The following is a 14,164-nucleotide window of genomic DNA, read 5'->3' on the forward strand; positions in this document are numbered from 1 at the left end:
ATGTCAACCAGGGACAATGAGAGAAAGGTAAATCCTTGATCAGATTTACTTGACGGGGTTTAGACCCGCAGTCGCCGCCCGATCTCCAGCCGGCGGTCCTCGACCGGCCGGCCGTCCGCCACGTCCCACAGAGCGTTCTGCAGCAGCCGGCCCAGCGTCCAGGCGCGGGCCCGCTCCCGGTCGAGGCCCAGGACGTCGGTCATCGCGTCGAAGCGCCAGGCGACCTCGGCCGCCTCGAACCGGTTGACCAGGGCCGGCCACAGCTCGAAGCCGGGGTCGCCGGCCAGCGGCTTGGGGTCGATGGCGAGCCAGTCGGCGCGGTCGGCGGCCAGCACGTTCTCGAAGTGCAGGTCCCAGTGCAGCAGCCGGTCCCCGGGCTCGGCGACGACCTCGCGCACGGCGGCCGCGCAGTCGGCGACCATGCGGCGGGCCTCGGGATCGGGGACGCGCTCCAGCGCCCACGGGGTCCGCTCCAGCATGGCCTCGGCGAGGTCACCGAGCCGGCGCATGCCCGGCGGCGCGGGGAAGGAGGTCAGACGGGCGAGCAGCCGGGCGATGACCTGGACGGCCGCGTGCGTGTCGGCCACCGAGGAGAGCATCCGGGACGTGTCCAGCCGCTCCAGCAGCAGGGTCCCGGTCTCCGGGTCGTGGTCGAGGAGCCGTACGGCCCCGTCGCCGTCCCAGACCCGCAGCGCGACCGGCTCGCCTTCGTTCTCCTCGTCCCGCAGCTGGAGCTTGAGCACGGCCCGGGTGCCGTCGGCAGCCAGGACGACCGGCAGGACCAGCGCGCTGACACCGTTCATGGCGGGCCCGTCGAGCCGCAGCCCCCAGCGGTTCAGGAAGTCTGCCGTGAGCTCCGGCAGGGCGGCGACGAAGGCCCGCCCCGCCGCGCCGTTGTACGTCGCCTGCGCCTCGGCCAGTTCGGCGGGAATGTCGATCACGGACCGGACGATACTGGCGTGCGTGAATCGGCTCATGCGAATCAGACGGGGCCTGAGGAGGGCGCGGGAGCGAGTCCGGGCGTGGATCCGCAGCGCGCCCGGCACCTATGTGTGGCTGGTGGTCCTGTTCGTCACGACCGTCGCGCTGCACCACATGTCGCCGGACTTCGAGCAGCACTTCCTGCGGCAGCGGTCGACCAACATCCACGAGCTGTCGCGCAACCCGGTGCGGGTGCTGGTGGCGAGCGCGATGTGGATCGACAGCGGCAAATGGATCCCGTACGCCTTCCTCTACACGGTGTTCCACGCGCCGGCCGAGCGGTGGCTGGGCACGGCCCGCTGGCTCGCGGTGTGCGCGCTGGCGCACGTCCTCGCGACGCTGATCAGCGAGGGCGCCCTGCTGAAGGCGATCCGCGACGGCATCGCCCCGCACTCGGCGGTCAACACCCTGGACATCGGGGTGAGTTACGCGCTGGCCGGGGTCATCGCGGTCCTCACCTACCGCATCGCGCCGCCCTGGCGGTACGCGTACCTCCTGGCGGTGCTGATCATCTTCAGCCTGCCGCTGACCGCGGGCCGGACCTTCACCGATCTCGGTCATTTCGTCTCGGTGCTGATCGGGCTGGCCTGCTATCCACTGGTCAGAGGGCGCGGAAAAGCATGGAATCCGAAGGAGACACTGGCCGCCATGAGGGATTAACGTCCCGCCATGAGCAGCTCGGCAAGCAGAGTCGGCCATGGTGTCGTCAATGGCGGGATCTCCTTCTGGTACGCGGACGACGGCCTCCCGGCGGCGGTGCGCGAGCCGTTGTCCGGTGACGCCTCGGCCGACATCGTGATCGTCGGCGGCGGATACACAGGCCTGTGGACGGCGTACTACCTCAAGAAGGCGGCGCCGTTCTTGAGGATCACCGTCCTGGAGCAGAAGTTCTGCGGCTACGGCGCCTCGGGCCGCAACGGCGGCTGGCTGTACAACGGCATCGCGGGCCGCGACCGGTACGCCCGGCTGCACGGCCGGGAGGCCGCCGTACGCCTCCAGAAGGCCATGAACGACACCGTCGCCGAGGTGATCGCGGTGGCGGCGGCGGAGGGCATCGAGGCGGACATCCACCGGGGCGGAGTCCTGGAAGTGGCCACCACGCCGGCCCAGTTGACCCGGCTGAAGGCCTTCCACGAGCACGAGCTGTCGTACGGCGAGAAGGACCGGGAGCTGTACGGCGCCCGGGAGACGGCCGAGCGGATCCGGGTCGCGGACGCGGTCGGCTCGACGTGGACCCCGCACGGGGCGCGCCTGCACCCGGTGAAGCTGGTGAAGGGCCTGGCCGCGGCGGTCGAAGCCCTCGGGGTGACGATCCACGAGTCGACGCCGGTGACGGAGATCCGCCCCAAGCACGCGGTGACCCCGTACGGCACGGTCCGCGCGCCGTACATCCTGCGCTGCACGGAGGGCTTCACGGCGTCCCTGAAGGGCCAGAAGCGCACCTGGCTCCCCATGAACTCCTCGATGATCGCGACCGAGCCGCTGACCGAGGAGCAGTGGGCGGCGGTCGGCTGGGAGGGCCGCGAGACCCTGGGCGACATGGCGCACGCGTACATGTACGCGCAGCGCACGGCCGACGGCCGGATCGCACTGGGCGGGCGCGGAATCCCGTACCGCTTCGGCTCGCGCACGGACAACGACGGCCGCACCCAGCAGGCGACGACAGAGGCGTTGACGGAGATCCTGACCCGCTTCTTCCCGTCCCTGACCGGGGTACGGGTGCAGCATGCCTGGTCGGGCGTCCTGGGCGTCCCCCGCGACTGGTGCGCGACGGTGTCGCTGGACCGCTCGACGGGCCTCGGCTGGGCGGGCGGCTACGTGGGCTCCGGCGTCGCGACGACCAACCTGGCCGCCCGCACCCTGCGCGACCTGGTCCAGCAGGACTCCGGTCAGGCCGGCCGCACCGACCTCACGGACCTGCCCTGGGTGCAGCACAAGGTCCGCAAGTGGGAACCGGAACCCTTCCGCTGGCTGGGCGTCCACGGCATGTACGCCACGTACCGGGCCGCCGACGAACGCGAACGCCTCCGGCCCGGTGCGGAGTCCTCGCGGTTGGCGAAGCTCGCGGACCGGGTGGCGGGGCGGCACTGAGCGCCGCCGGGTTAGCCTCGGCTCATGATTCGCGCCGCGACCCCCGCCGACGTCCCCGTCATCCACGCCCTGATCCGTGAACTCGCCGAGTACGAGAAGGCGTTGGAGGAGGCGCGGGCGAGTGAGGAGCAGCTGCGGGAGGCGCTGTTCGGGGAGCGGCCGGCCGCGTTCGCGCACATGGCGGTGGACGACGGGAGCGGCGAGCCGGTCGGCTTCGCGCTGTGGTTCCTGAACTTCTCCACCTGGCGCGGGGTGCACGGCATCTACCTGGAGGACCTGTACGTCCGCCCGGCCGCCCGCGGCGCCGGCCACGGCCGCGCCCTGCTGGCCGAGCTGGCGCGGATCTGCGTGGAGCGAGGCTACGGCCGCCTGGAGTGGTCGGTGCTGAACTGGAACGCGCCCGCGATCGGCTTCTACGAGTCCCTGGGCGCCCGCCCGCAGGACGAGTGGACGGTGTACCGGCTGACGGAGGGGGCGCTGGCCGAGCTGGGGGCGCAGGAGTAGGCGCGGGCCGGCCCCCACCGGGCGCCTTGCGTGCGGGATGTTCGGCCGCCGCGGAGCTCGCCGTCACGCGCTCCAGTAGGCCTTGACACGGTGCGCCTGCGCCTGTCCCTGGCGGTGGCCCGCCACGGCTGCGTCCTCGCGCGTTGCGGGATCCATGGAGTTGTCGCCGAAGGCACGGCGGGACTCTTCGTCCGGTTCGATGACGAGCGCCCGCTCCAGCACCGCCTCTTCCCGTGCGATCGGTCCCTGGAGGTTGGGCGTCGGCCGCAGGACGACCACACGGCGCACATCGTCGACGAGGTCGCAGTGGGTCGCGCTGGCCACGCCCGCATCGACGTACTGCTCCCCTGCGGCCTCGACCACGGGCCACACCCCCGGGACGGCGCTTGAGGCCCGCAGCGCCGTGGTCAGGGGTATCCCGTCCTCTGTCCGGGCGTGGTCAGCTTCCGGTACGCCTCCTTCAAGCAGCCTTTCCCTGCCCGGCGCAGCAGCGTCGCGGCCGTCGCCCCCGCAGAGGTGCCCACCGTGATGTCGGCGTCAGCAAGGGACACACCGGTCTCCTGCACAGCATGGAGAAACCGATCAACCACGCCATGCCGGCAGCACCACCACCGCCCACGGACGGGGGCAGGCGCGCGAAACCATCGGGGACGACTTCGCCGACTTCACCGAATCGCGGGAGCGGCAACGCTGGAAGAGCTCACCGGGTACGGCACTGCACTGGCTGCATGCGCAGGCACCTCCGTGTGCGAGGATCCCTGGCCGTGATCTCCGTTGAGCAAGTGATCAACCGGGCCGGAGACGAAGGCGTGATGCCTTTGCTCACCCTGGACGAGTTCTTCGCCGGCAACGACGACGAGGGATGCATCGCACCGAACCAGTGGGGCTACGGCCGTCCTCCTCTCGCGGATCTGGCCGAACGCCTGCGCGTCATCGAGCAGCGCGCGGGCGTTGCGTGGGTGCGGGTTCAACTGCACCCGGAGACACTGGAGATGGAGGAACTCACCGCAGAGGCCATCGCCATCTGCGCCACGGCGGACGAGGCCACCTGCGCCGCGTGGATCGAAGGGTTCGAGGCCAGTGGGGTGATCCCGGATCTGGTGGACGACTACCAGGACATCCCGGACGTACCGCACGGTGCGGCTGTGTGGTCCGTGGTGTGGGATTAGGGCCGACGGCAGCCGAGCTCAGCGCACCGACTCCCGCGCCGGTGTCCCCGTCCGTGCCGCGTGCTTCGGGGCCTTCGCCGTGACCAGCACGGCGGCGGTCAGGGCGGCCAGGAGCATCACCCCGGCTGCCACCCAGATCGCGACCGTGTAGCCGTGGACCACGCCCGCCGGGACCACCGTGGGCTTTGCCGCGGGGCTGTGCAGGTGGGCGGTGATGTAGGCGGCGGCGCTGCTGGTGGCGATGGTGTTGAGCAGGGCCGTACCGATCGAACCACCCACCTGCTGGCAGGTGTTCACCGTCGCGGAGGTGACCCCCGAGTCGCGTGGGGCCACGCCTGCCGTCGCCGTGGCGAAGATCGGCATGAAGGTCAGGCCCATACCCAGGCCCATCAGGAGCAGCGCGGGCAGGATTTCGCCGGCGTAGGAGGAGTGGGGGGTCATCCGGGTCAGCAGAAGGAGGCCGGAGCTGGCCAGCAGGGTGCCCGGGACCATGAGGGTGCGGGGCGGCACGTGGTGCAGCAGGCGTGCGGAGATCTGGGTGGAGGCGGTGACGATCGCGGCGGTCAGGGGGAGGAAGGCGAGGCCCGCCTTGAGGGGCGAGTAGCCGAGGATGACCTGGAGGTAGTAGGTCATGAACAGGAACAGGCCGAACATGCCGACGACCGCGAGCATCATCGTCAGGAAGCAGCCCGCGCGGGTGCGGTCGCGCAGGATGTGCAGGGGGAGCAGGGGGCTCGGCGCCTTTGTCTGCCAGAAGATGAAGAGTGTGAGCAGGAGGATTCCGGCTGCGAGGAGGGACAGGACCAGGGGGGCGGTCCAGCCGCGCGGCTGCGCCTCGCTGCATCCGTAGACGATCGCCACCAGCCCGCCGCAGCCCAGCAGCACGCCGGGGATGTCGAGGCGGGCCTCGCGGTGGCCGGGGCGGTCGTGGAGAAGGGTGACGGCGCCCAGGACCGCGACGACGGCGATGGGGACGTTGACGTACAGGCACCAGCGCCAGTTCAGGTACTCGGTGAGCACTCCGCCCACGATGAACCCGATCGCCGAACCGCTGCCCGCGAGCGCGCCGTACACCCCGAAGGCCTTGCCGCGTTCGCGCGGGCCGGTGAACGTCGTGGTCAGCAGGGACAGTGCGGAGGGCGCGAGGACGGCGGCGCAGACGCCCTGGAGCGCGCGGGCGCCGAAGAGCATGCCGGAGCTGGTGGAGGCGCCGCCGAGCGCGGAGACGGCGGCGAAGCCGACGAGCCCGATGACGAAGGTGCGTTTACGGCCGACGAGGTCGGCGATCCGGCCGCCGAGCAGGAGCAGCCCGCCGAAGCCGAGGGAGTAGGCGGTGATCACCCACTGCCGGTTGCCGTCGGAGATGTGCAGGGCGTGCTGGGCTGAGGGGAGCGCGATGTTCACGATCGTCGCGTCCAGGACCACCATCAGCTGGGCGAGCGCGATGACGACCAGGGCCCACCAGCGGTGCGCGTCGGCTCCGCCGTCCGGGGCCGTCCCGGGAGCCCCTGCTTCACCCGTTCGGCCGATACTCACCCCGTCAGAAGACCATGAATCGGGGCGTATCGCATCCGGGCCGGTCTTCTGGGTGTTTTCCCTGGTCAGGGCGATTGTCAGTGGCGGGGTGCAGCATGGGGGGCATGGCGAGGAGAGCGACGGGTGAGGGCGGGAGCCGGGCGAGCGGGAGCCAAGGGAGCCGGGTGAAGGGCGCGCGGCGGCCGGAGCTGCGGCTGCCGCCGCTGACCCCGTGGGCCGAGGGCGAGCTGGAGCCGGACGGGGACTACGACGGGCTGGAGTTCCGGGACGCGGACCTGAGCGGGCAGGACGGCACGGGCGCCCGGTTCATGGACTGCGCGCTGACGGCCTGCGGACTGGACGGTACGGCGCTGGGCCGGGCCAGAGTGCTGGACTCGGTGCTGACCGGTCCGCGCGGGGTCGGCACGCATCTCGCCGAGTCCACGTTCCGGGATGTCGAGCTGATCGACGCGCGCCTCGGCGGCACCCAGCTGCACGGCGCAGTGCTGGAGCGGGTCGTGATCCGCGGCGGCAAGATCGACTATCTCAATCTGCGCGAGGCCAGACTCAAGGACGTCGTCTTCGAGTCCTGCGTCCTGGTCGAGCCGGACTTCGCGGGCGCGAGCCTGGAGCGGGTGGAGTTCGTCGACTGCGCGCTGAAGGGAGCCGACTTCGGCAGCGCGACGCTGAAGGACGTCGACCTGCGTGGCGCCGCTCCGCTGGAGATCGTCCGCGGCCTGGACCGGCTGTCCGGGGCGGTGATCAGCACCGGGCAACTGCTGGATCTGGCACCGGTGCTGGCCGTGGAGCTGGGGATCAGAGTGGCGGACTGACAGCCGGCTTTCGAGGTCAGGGCACGCGGGGGAAGCGGGCCTGGAGGGTCCAGATCGCCGGGTTCTCCGCCAGGTCCTCGTGGAGGTCGGTGAGGTCGGCGATCAGATCGTGCAGGAAGTCGCGGGCCTCGCGGCGCAGTTCGGTGTGCGAGAAGGTGAGCGGCGCCTCCTCGGCCGGCATCCAGTCGGCCTCGACGTCCACCCAGCCGAAGCGGCGCTCGAACAGCATCCGGTCGGTGGACTCGGTGAAGTCCAGCTCCGCCTGCTGCGGCCGGGCGGCGCGCGAGCCCATCGGATCCCGGTCCAGCTGCTCCACGATGTCGCACAGCGCCCACGCGAAGTCCAACACCGGCACCCATCCCCAGGCTGTGGACAGCTCCCGGTCGGTCTTGGTGTCCGCGAGGTAGACGTCGCCGCAGAACAGGTCGTGGCGCAGCGCGTGGACGTCCGCGCGACGGTAGTCGGTCTGCGGCGGGTCGGGGAAGCGGTTGGAGAGGGCGTAGCCGATGTCGAGCACGCACCGATGGTGTCACGAGGCGCGGAGAGTCCCAGCGCGCCTCTGGATTCCGGGCCCCATAACTCTCGATCCCGACCCCCGAGACTCTTGATCCCGACCCCCGAGACTCTTGATACGGGGGGCCCGCAACTCTTGATCCCGGCCCCCCTAACTCTTGATTTCGGCTCCCCATAAGTAAGACCGGCGCCCCCTAGGATCGCCCTCGTGCCCCGATCCGTACGCCTCGCCGTGGCCGCCCCGACCATCGCGGCCCTGCTCACGTTCAGCCTCGCCCTCACCGGCACGGCGTGCGACGGCGGTGTGCACGGCACCCCGGGCGGCTCCGGCGTACACGACCCGTACTTCCCGAAGGCCGGCAACGGTGGCTATCACGTGGAGCACTACGCCCTCACCCTCGACTACACCCCGTCCGGCCACCGGCTCACCGGTACGGCGGTGATCACCGCCCGCGCCACCCAGGACCTGTCCGCCTTCGACCTCGACCTCGACGGGCTGCACGTCGACGCGGTCACCGTCGAGGGCAAGGACGCGCTGTTCAGCCGGGCCGGGCAGGAGCTGACCGTCCGCCCGCACGACGACCTGAACGCGGGCGAGACGTTCCGCACGACCGTCCGCTACTCGGGCGTCCCGCACACCCTCACCGACCCCGACGGCTCCAAGGAGGGCTGGCTGCCCACCGCCGACGGCGCGCTCGGGCTCGGCGAACCGGTCGGCTCGATGGCGTGGTACCCGGGCAATCACCACCCCTCCGACAAGGCGACCTACGACATCACCGTCACCGTCCCCCAGGGCCTCCAGGCCGTCTCCAACGGCGTGCTGACCGGGCAGAGCACCCACGGCGGCCGGACGACCTTCCACTGGCACACCGCCCAGCCGATGGCGAGCTACGTGACCACGGTCGCCATCGGCCACTTCACCCTCGCCCGCACCACCGGCCCGCACGGGCTGCCGATCCTCACCGCCGTCGACCCGGACGTGGCGAAGGACAGTGCGGACGTGCTGGCCCAGCTGCCCGACATCATCAAGTGGGAGGAGGGCGTCTTCGGCCCGTTCCCCTTCTCCTCCGCCGGTGCGATCGTCGCCGCGCCGGGCTCCTCCGGGTACGCCCTGGAGACCCAGGACCGGCCCACCTTTCCCGGCGCCCCGGACGTCGGCACGGTCGTGCACGAACTCTCCCACCAGTGGTACGGCAACTGCGTCACCCCCAAGTCCTGGCAGGACATGTGGCTCAACGAGGGCTTCGCCACCTACGCCCAGTGGCTGTGGCAGGAGGACCACGGCGGTGACAGCGCCCAGAAGATCTTCACCGACCTCTACGACGGAGACGACGACTCGATCTGGGCCTACCCGCCCGCGAAGCCGTCCGGCGCCGCCCACATCTCCGACAGCCCCGTCTACGAGCGCGGCGCGATGGTCCTGCACAAGATCCGCCAGAAGATCGGCGACAAGGCCTTCTTCGCCTTCCTGCGCAGCTGGCCCGCCGACCACCGCTACGGCTACGCCGACACCGCCGACTTCACCGCCTACGTGGAGAAACGGTTCCCGGACCAGGACTTCACCGAGATCTGGAAGGACTGGCTGTACGGCGACGGCAAACCGTCCCACGCCTGAACGACCGGCACCGGGGCGGGCAACGTATCGCCGGGGACGGCACACGTCTTCGCCTTTTTCCGTCCAGGACGGTCTTCTGTCCAGGGCAGTTTTCCGTCCAGGACGGCAAAAGCCCCGGGCAGCGGGCCGTGGCCGGCCGCCACCCGGGGTTCCGCGCTCAGCGCGGCGGACTGTCAGACGTTGACGCCGAAGTCCTGGGCGATACCGACCAGGCCCGAGGCGTAACCCTGGCCGACCGCGCGGAACTTCCACTCCGCGCCGTTGCGGTACAGCTCGCCGAAGACCATCGCGGTCTCGGTCGCGGCGTCCTCCGAGAGGTCGTAGCGGGCGATCTCGGCGCCGCCGGCCTGGTTCACGATGCGGATGTAGGCGTTGCGGACCTGGCCGAAGTTCTGGCCGCGGTTCTCGGCGTCGTAGATGGAGACCGGGAAGACGACCTTGTCGATGTCGGCCGGGAGGGCGGCCAGGTTGACGTTGATCGCCTCGTCGTCGCCCTCGCCCTGGCCGGTGCGGTTGTCACCGGTGTGGACGATGGTGTTGTCCGGCGTCTGCTTGTTGTTGAAGAAGACGAAGTGGGCGTCCGAGTAGACCTTGCCCTGCGCGTTGACCGCGATGGCGGAGGCGTCCAGGTCGAAGTCCGTGCCGGTGGTGGTGCGGACGTCCCAGCCGAGGCCCACGGTGACGGCGGTCAGGCCCGGAGCCTCCTTGGTGAGCGAGACGTTGCCACCCTTGGACAGGCTTACAGCCATTCTGGGAGTCCCTTCCCTTGGTTCGGTACGGCGGAAAACCTACAGCCATCCCTAAGAACGCCCAGCGACCCCGGGAAGGTTCCGGCTTCCTTTACTTTCTTTACCCGGGTTATTTCGAGTGACGTGGACCGGTCACCCGCGCGACCATGGTGGACATGTCCGGTCCCTACGTCATCCGTGGCTCCGTCTCGCTGCCCGAGGCCGAGCTGATGTGGCGTTTCTCCCGCTCGTCGGGGCCCGGCGGACAGCACGTCAACACCAGTGACTCGCAGGTGGAGCTGCGCTTCGACCTGGCCCGCACCGAGGCGCTCCCGCCGGTGTGGAAGGAACGGGCGTTGCAGCGGCTGGCCGGCCGGCTCGTCGACGGAGTCGTCACCGTCCGTTCCTCCGAGCACCGTTCCCAGTGGCGCAACCGCGAGGCCGCCGCCGTACGCCTCGCCGCGCTCCTCGCGGAGGCCAGCGCGCCCCCGCCCAGGCCCCGCAGGCCCACCCGTATCCCGCGCGGCATCAACGAACGCCGGCTGCGGGAGAAGAAGCAGCGCTCCGACACCAAGCGCGGCCGCTCCGGGCGCGACTGGCAGTAGGCCGCGCAGGGCGGAGAGCGGGCCGCCCGTCACACTTCCGGGACGCCGTACGTCGGTGTCGTGGAGACACCGACACCGACGTACGGCGACCGAGAGGCCGGAGCACCGATGAACGAGCACGACACGCACCCCGACCAGCACCGCGACCACCCCCACGGCCACGACGACGTCCTCGCCGAGCGGTTCGAGGCGTACCGGGGGCATCTGCGGGCCGTCGCCTACCGGATGCTGGGCTCGGCCGCGGAGGCCGAGGACGCCGTGCAGGAGGCCTGGTTCCGGCTGAACCGGTCCGACACGAGCGCGGTGGACAACCTCGGGGGCTGGCTGACGACCGTCGTCGGCCGGGTCTGCCTCGACATGCTCCGCTCCCGCCGCACCCGGGGCGAACAGCCCCTGGACACCTGGCAGCCGGCGGTCTCCGCCGGGCCGGACCCCGCGCAGGACGCCCTGCTCGCCGACTCGGTCGGCACGGCCCTGCTCGTCGTCCTCGACCAGCTCACCCCGGCCGAGCGGCTGGCGTTCGTGCTGCACGACCTGTTCGGGGTGCCGTTCGAGGAGGTCGGCGGGATCCTCGGGCGCACCCCGGCGGCGGCGCGGCAGCTGGCCAGCCGGGGGCGGCGGCGGGTGCGGGGCGCGGACGCGCCGGAGACCGACCTGGTACGGCAGCGGGCGGTGGTCGACGCCTTCCTGGCGGCGGCACGGGACGGCGACTTCGACGGCCTGCTCGCCGTCCTCGACCCGGACGTGCTGGCCCGCGGCGAGGCCGGTACGACCATCGGGGCGCGGGGGGTCGCCTCCGGCGCGAAGAACTTCGCCCACCTGGCCGCCACGTCCCGCCCGGTTCTGGTGGACGGCGCCACGGGCCTGGTCCGGTACGCCGAGGGCCGCCTGGAACGCGTCCTGACCTTCACCTTCGTCGCCGACCGCATCGCCACGATCGACATCGTGACCGACCCGGCCCGCCTGGCGGAGCTGAGCATCGAGCCGGCGTAGCGGACCTCTCGGGCGTGGTGCCGGTGCTCAGCCCACCTGCCGGTACCGCCCCCGGAAGTACAACAGGGGCCCGCCCTCGGCGCTGGGCACGCGCGCGGTGAGGACGCGGCCGATGACCAGGGTGTGGTCGCCGGCCGGTACGCGTTGCTCGGTGCGGCACTCCAGGGTGGCCAGCGCGCCGCCGACCAGGGGTGCGCCGCTCACCTCGCCGCGGACGTAGGGGATGTCCTCGAAGAGCAGACGGTCGCTGATGCGGCCCTTCATCGCGAAGCGGCCGGCGACATGGCGCTGGCTCTCGGCGAGGACCGAGACCGCCCACAGGGGCTGTTCGGCCAGCAGGTCGTCCATGCGGGAGCCCTCGCGCAGGCTGACGAGGACCAGCGGCGGGTCGAGCGAGACCGACAGGAAGGCGGTGGCGGTCATGCCGACGTCCTCCCCGCCCGGCGCGTCCGGGTCGTCCGGGTCGAGCGGCGGTTCCTGCGCGGTCACCAGGACCACGCCCGCGGCCAGCCGGGACATCGCGGCCCGGAACTCGTCGTTGCTCACCCCCTCAGCATGCCCGGAAGCGGTGAGGGCGGTGGGGGAGGCAGTCTTCAGCACGCCCGAAACGCTAATCTCCGCCCTGCGCGCCCCGCATCGGGCCTCCGCCCGAGCCGGGTCCTAGGTCCAATGGACCAATTGTGCGCACGCTCACAAAGCTTGCGTTCAGTAAACGCACGTGTGAAATGCAGAAACTCCACTCAATTGTTCATGTTCCCCTGTGACTTGAGTCACAAGGGGCAAGAATTGTTGACCCTGTGTACCGAGCGGGCAGCGCGCTGTGATTCAGTGGCTGGGAAGCTGGCGGAAGCTGAGAGAACCCTTGATTCGCTGCGAGGTCGCGGGGGAGGGCGAGCATGGAGACCGAGTCGGAGCCGTATGTCCGCCTTGCCTCCCTGCGGCAGCTGCACCAGGTCATGGCCGACATGAACACGGCACGCAGCCTCGCGGACACCCTGCAGTCCGTGGCCGACGGCGCCGTACAGGCCCTCGGGTACGAGATGGCGTGCGTGAACCTCGTCCGCCAGGACGGCGACCTCGTCGTCGCCGCGTTCTCCGGCAACTCCGCCGCCGAGGCCCTGATCACCGGCCGGGTCGGCTCCCGCGAGTCCTGGGACCGGCGGCTGAACATGGGCGAGCACTGGGGCGACCTGGTCTTCATCCCGCACACCGAGGGCTGGGTGCTGGACGACGACGACGTCCCCCAGTGGTACACGGACGGGCCCGCGCCCCGCTTCGAGGACGAGTGGCACCCGTCGGACCGCCTCTTCGCGCCCATGTACACCCCGGGCGTGCAGGGCGGCTCCTGCGGCGAGCTCGTCGGCGTGATCTCCGTCGACCGGCCACGCAACGGCCGCCTGCCGGGCGCGTGGGGCCGCGAGGCCCTGCAGATGTACGCCTTCCAGGCCGCCATCGCGATCAGCAACGCCCGCCTGCGCGCCAACATGCAGCGCGCCCTGGTCCGTCTGGAGCGCGAGCAGCAGGCCCTGCGCGCCAGCGAGGAATCCTTCCGGCAGGCCTTCGAGTACGCCCCCTCCGGCATGGCCATCGCCGAGATGGGCGGCGACCAGCACGGCCGGATCCTGCGGACGAACGACGCCCTGTGCCGCCTCCTCGGCCGCCCCGCCTCCGCGATGCGCCGCTACTCCTTCTCCGACCTCGTCCACCCCGAGGACATCGGCACCCTGCTGCGTACGTCCGCCGAGGGGGGCCGGGCCGAGCTGCGCCTGGGCCGCCGGGACGGCACGTACGTCTGGGTCTCGCTGCGCAACTCGGTCGTCGCGGACGCCGCCGACGGCCCCCGCTTCCTGCTCACCCACGTCGAGGACATAGAGGAGCGCAAGCGCCGCGAGCTGCAACTCGCCCACCGCGCCTCCCACGACTCGCTCACCGGCCTGCCGAACTCCGCCGAGTTGCGCTCCCGCCTGTCGGCCCGGCTGTGCCGGCGCCCCGCCGAGCCCGGCGCCCTGGACTCCCTCGACGCGGCTTACGGCCACCCGGTCTTCGACAGCCCCGCCGGCCACGGCTTCGACTTCCGGCCGGGCACGGAGGGGTACGACGCCTTCGACCACCATGTGCACACCGCCGCCCCCGAGGAGGGCCGCGACGACGGCACCAAGGGCCTCGCGGTGCTCTTCTGCGACCTCGACGGCTTCAAGTCGATCAACGACCGGTTCGGGCACAACGCGGGCGACGCGGTCCTGATCGAGGTGGCCCGGCGCCTGTCGCGCGGGGTCCGGGACGGCGACACGGTCGCCCGCCTCGGCGGCGACGAGTTCGTCATCCTCGCCGACGGCCTCGGCCGGGCCGACGCCCAGGACCTCGCCGTACGGCTGCGCAACGAGATCATCCAGCCGATCCGGGCCGAGGGCCGGGCCGTGCGGGTGGGCGCAAGCTTCGGCATCGGGTGGGCACACTGCGGCATGACTGCGGACGAAGTGTTGAAGTCTGCCGACGAGCGGATGTACGTAGAGAAACGATCTCGTCCCAAACAGCACCGGCGCGCGGGATGAGCCGCAGGTCAGCGAGTTGATGCAGGCCGAGTGACCTGTTTGGCTCAGCCGGAGCGGGTAGGCTC

Annotated in this window: 15 protein-coding genes; 9 read left to right on the plus strand and 6 right to left on the minus strand. The window is 71.2% G+C overall.

What is annotated here, in order from left to right; all coding sequences use genetic code 11:
- Window positions 1-59: 59 nt before the first annotated feature.
- The gene (locus O1G22_RS23025; RefSeq protein ID WP_270083052.1) at window positions 60-977 is read right to left on the minus strand and encodes an aminoglycoside phosphotransferase family protein; all 918 of its coding nucleotides are present in this window, start codon (window positions 975-977) and stop codon (window positions 60-62) included.
- On the opposite strand from O1G22_RS23025, the gene O1G22_RS23030 reads away from it, so the two are divergent.
- From O1G22_RS23030 to O1G22_RS23040, 3 genes are read left to right on the plus strand one after another with little or no spacing between them, the layout of a single operon-like run.
- The gene (locus O1G22_RS23030) at window positions 976-1,641 is read left to right on the plus strand and encodes a rhomboid-like protein (RefSeq protein WP_270083053.1); all 666 of its coding nucleotides are present in this window, start codon (window positions 976-978) and stop codon (window positions 1,639-1,641) included. The two genes, O1G22_RS23025 and O1G22_RS23030, sit on opposite strands and share 2 nt — an antisense overlap.
- A 9-nt stretch (window positions 1,642-1,650) precedes the next feature.
- Window positions 1,651-3,072 carry an NAD(P)/FAD-dependent oxidoreductase gene (locus O1G22_RS23035; protein WP_270083054.1) on the plus strand — a complete coding sequence of 474 codons (1,422 nt, stop codon included), beginning with the start codon at window positions 1,651-1,653 and terminating at the stop codon, window positions 3,070-3,072.
- A 24-nt stretch (window positions 3,073-3,096) separates the two neighbouring features.
- Window positions 3,097-3,576 (plus strand): GNAT family N-acetyltransferase, encoded by a 480-nt coding sequence (locus tag O1G22_RS23040; RefSeq protein WP_270083055.1) that lies wholly within the window; start codon window positions 3,097-3,099, stop codon window positions 3,574-3,576.
- A 63-nt stretch (window positions 3,577-3,639) separates the two neighbouring features.
- Here the strand turns inward: O1G22_RS23040 and O1G22_RS23045 are convergent, their stop codons facing one another.
- Window positions 3,640-4,044: a patatin-like phospholipase family protein gene (locus O1G22_RS23045; protein WP_270086496.1), complete on the minus strand. Its 405-nt coding sequence runs from the start codon at window positions 4,042-4,044 to the stop codon at window positions 3,640-3,642.
- 296 nt (window positions 4,045-4,340) lie between these two features.
- Between O1G22_RS23045 and O1G22_RS23050 the strand changes: the two genes are divergently transcribed.
- On the plus strand, window positions 4,341-4,745 hold the full coding sequence (locus O1G22_RS23050; protein ID WP_270083056.1) for a hypothetical protein: 405 nt from the start codon (window positions 4,341-4,343) through the stop codon (window positions 4,743-4,745).
- An 18-nt stretch (window positions 4,746-4,763) separates the two neighbouring features.
- Here O1G22_RS23050 and O1G22_RS23055 read toward each other — a convergent pair whose 3' ends face one another.
- On the minus strand, window positions 4,764-6,281 hold the full coding sequence (locus O1G22_RS23055) for an MFS transporter (RefSeq protein WP_428986389.1): 1,518 nt from the start codon (window positions 6,279-6,281) through the stop codon (window positions 4,764-4,766).
- Between the two features lie 104 nt (window positions 6,282-6,385).
- On the opposite strand from O1G22_RS23055, the gene O1G22_RS23060 reads away from it, so the two are divergent.
- On the plus strand, window positions 6,386-7,093 hold the full coding sequence (locus O1G22_RS23060) for a pentapeptide repeat-containing protein (protein WP_270083057.1): 708 nt from the start codon (window positions 6,386-6,388) through the stop codon (window positions 7,091-7,093).
- 16 nt (window positions 7,094-7,109) lie between these two features.
- Here the strand turns inward: O1G22_RS23060 and O1G22_RS23065 are convergent, their stop codons facing one another.
- Window positions 7,110-7,610, minus strand: a complete 501-nt coding sequence (locus tag O1G22_RS23065) for a hypothetical protein (protein ID WP_270083058.1) — start codon at window positions 7,608-7,610, stop codon at window positions 7,110-7,112.
- 204 nt (window positions 7,611-7,814) lie between these two features.
- Between O1G22_RS23065 and O1G22_RS23070 the strand changes: the two genes are divergently transcribed.
- Complete coding sequence (locus tag O1G22_RS23070; RefSeq protein ID WP_270083059.1) at window positions 7,815-9,221, plus strand: M1 family metallopeptidase; 1,407 nt, start codon at window positions 7,815-7,817, stop codon at window positions 9,219-9,221.
- Between the two features lie 173 nt (window positions 9,222-9,394).
- Here the strand turns inward: O1G22_RS23070 and O1G22_RS23075 are convergent, their stop codons facing one another.
- Window positions 9,395-9,970 (minus strand): TerD family protein, encoded by a 576-nt coding sequence (locus O1G22_RS23075; protein ID WP_069780172.1) that lies wholly within the window; start codon window positions 9,968-9,970, stop codon window positions 9,395-9,397.
- 146 nt (window positions 9,971-10,116) lie between these two features.
- Here O1G22_RS23075 and arfB point away from each other — a divergent pair, with 146 nt between their 5' ends.
- Both arfB and O1G22_RS23085 read left to right on the plus strand, forming a co-directional pair.
- The gene (gene arfB, locus O1G22_RS23080) at window positions 10,117-10,554 is read left to right on the plus strand and encodes an alternative ribosome rescue aminoacyl-tRNA hydrolase ArfB (protein WP_270083060.1); all 438 of its coding nucleotides are present in this window, start codon (window positions 10,117-10,119) and stop codon (window positions 10,552-10,554) included.
- A gap of 108 nt (window positions 10,555-10,662) precedes the next feature.
- Window positions 10,663-11,547, plus strand: coding sequence for a sigma-70 family RNA polymerase sigma factor (locus O1G22_RS23085; protein ID WP_270083061.1), 885 nt, complete (start codon window positions 10,663-10,665; stop codon window positions 11,545-11,547).
- Window positions 11,548-11,574: 27 nt separating this feature from the next.
- On the opposite strand, the gene O1G22_RS23090 is transcribed toward O1G22_RS23085, so the two are convergent.
- Complete coding sequence (locus O1G22_RS23090; protein WP_374116136.1) at window positions 11,575-12,066, minus strand: flavin reductase family protein; 492 nt, start codon at window positions 12,064-12,066, stop codon at window positions 11,575-11,577.
- Window positions 12,067-12,443: 377 nt separating this feature from the next.
- On the opposite strand from O1G22_RS23090, the gene cdgB reads away from it, so the two are divergent.
- On the plus strand, window positions 12,444-14,099 hold the full coding sequence (gene cdgB, locus O1G22_RS23095; protein WP_270083062.1) for a diguanylate cyclase CdgB: 1,656 nt from the start codon (window positions 12,444-12,446) through the stop codon (window positions 14,097-14,099).
- Window positions 14,100-14,164: the final 65 nt, after the last annotated feature.

This window comes from Streptomyces camelliae (assembly GCF_027625935.1).
Taxonomy (GTDB): Bacteria; Actinomycetota; Actinomycetes; order Streptomycetales; family Streptomycetaceae; genus Streptomyces; species Streptomyces camelliae.

Bases quoted from the DNA above. Each gene is read 5' to 3' on its own strand.
- O1G22_RS23075 (WP_069780172.1), bottom strand. From the start codon at position 9,970: ATGGCTGTAAGCCTGTCCAAGGGTGGCAACGTCTCGCTCACCAAGGAG.
- O1G22_RS23085 (WP_270083061.1), top strand. From the start codon at position 10,663: ATGAACGAGCACGACACGCACCCCGACCAGCACCGCGACCACCCCCAC.
- O1G22_RS23090 (WP_374116136.1), bottom strand. From the start codon at position 12,066: ATGTCCCGGCTGGCCGCGGGCGTGGTCCTGGTGACCGCGCAGGAACCG.
- O1G22_RS23025 (WP_270083052.1), bottom strand. From the start codon at position 977: ATGAGCCGATTCACGCACGCCAGTATCGTCCGGTCCGTGATCGACATT.
- O1G22_RS23040 (WP_270083055.1), top strand. From the start codon at position 3,097: ATGATTCGCGCCGCGACCCCCGCCGACGTCCCCGTCATCCACGCCCTG.
- O1G22_RS23060 (WP_270083057.1), top strand. From the start codon at position 6,386: ATGGCGAGGAGAGCGACGGGTGAGGGCGGGAGCCGGGCGAGCGGGAGC.
- O1G22_RS23030 (WP_270083053.1), top strand. From the start codon at position 976: ATGCGAATCAGACGGGGCCTGAGGAGGGCGCGGGAGCGAGTCCGGGCG.
- O1G22_RS23035 (WP_270083054.1), top strand. From the start codon at position 1,651: ATGAGCAGCTCGGCAAGCAGAGTCGGCCATGGTGTCGTCAATGGCGGG.
- cdgB (WP_270083062.1), top strand. From the start codon at position 12,444: ATGGAGACCGAGTCGGAGCCGTATGTCCGCCTTGCCTCCCTGCGGCAG.
- arfB (WP_270083060.1), top strand. From the start codon at position 10,117: ATGGTGGACATGTCCGGTCCCTACGTCATCCGTGGCTCCGTCTCGCTG.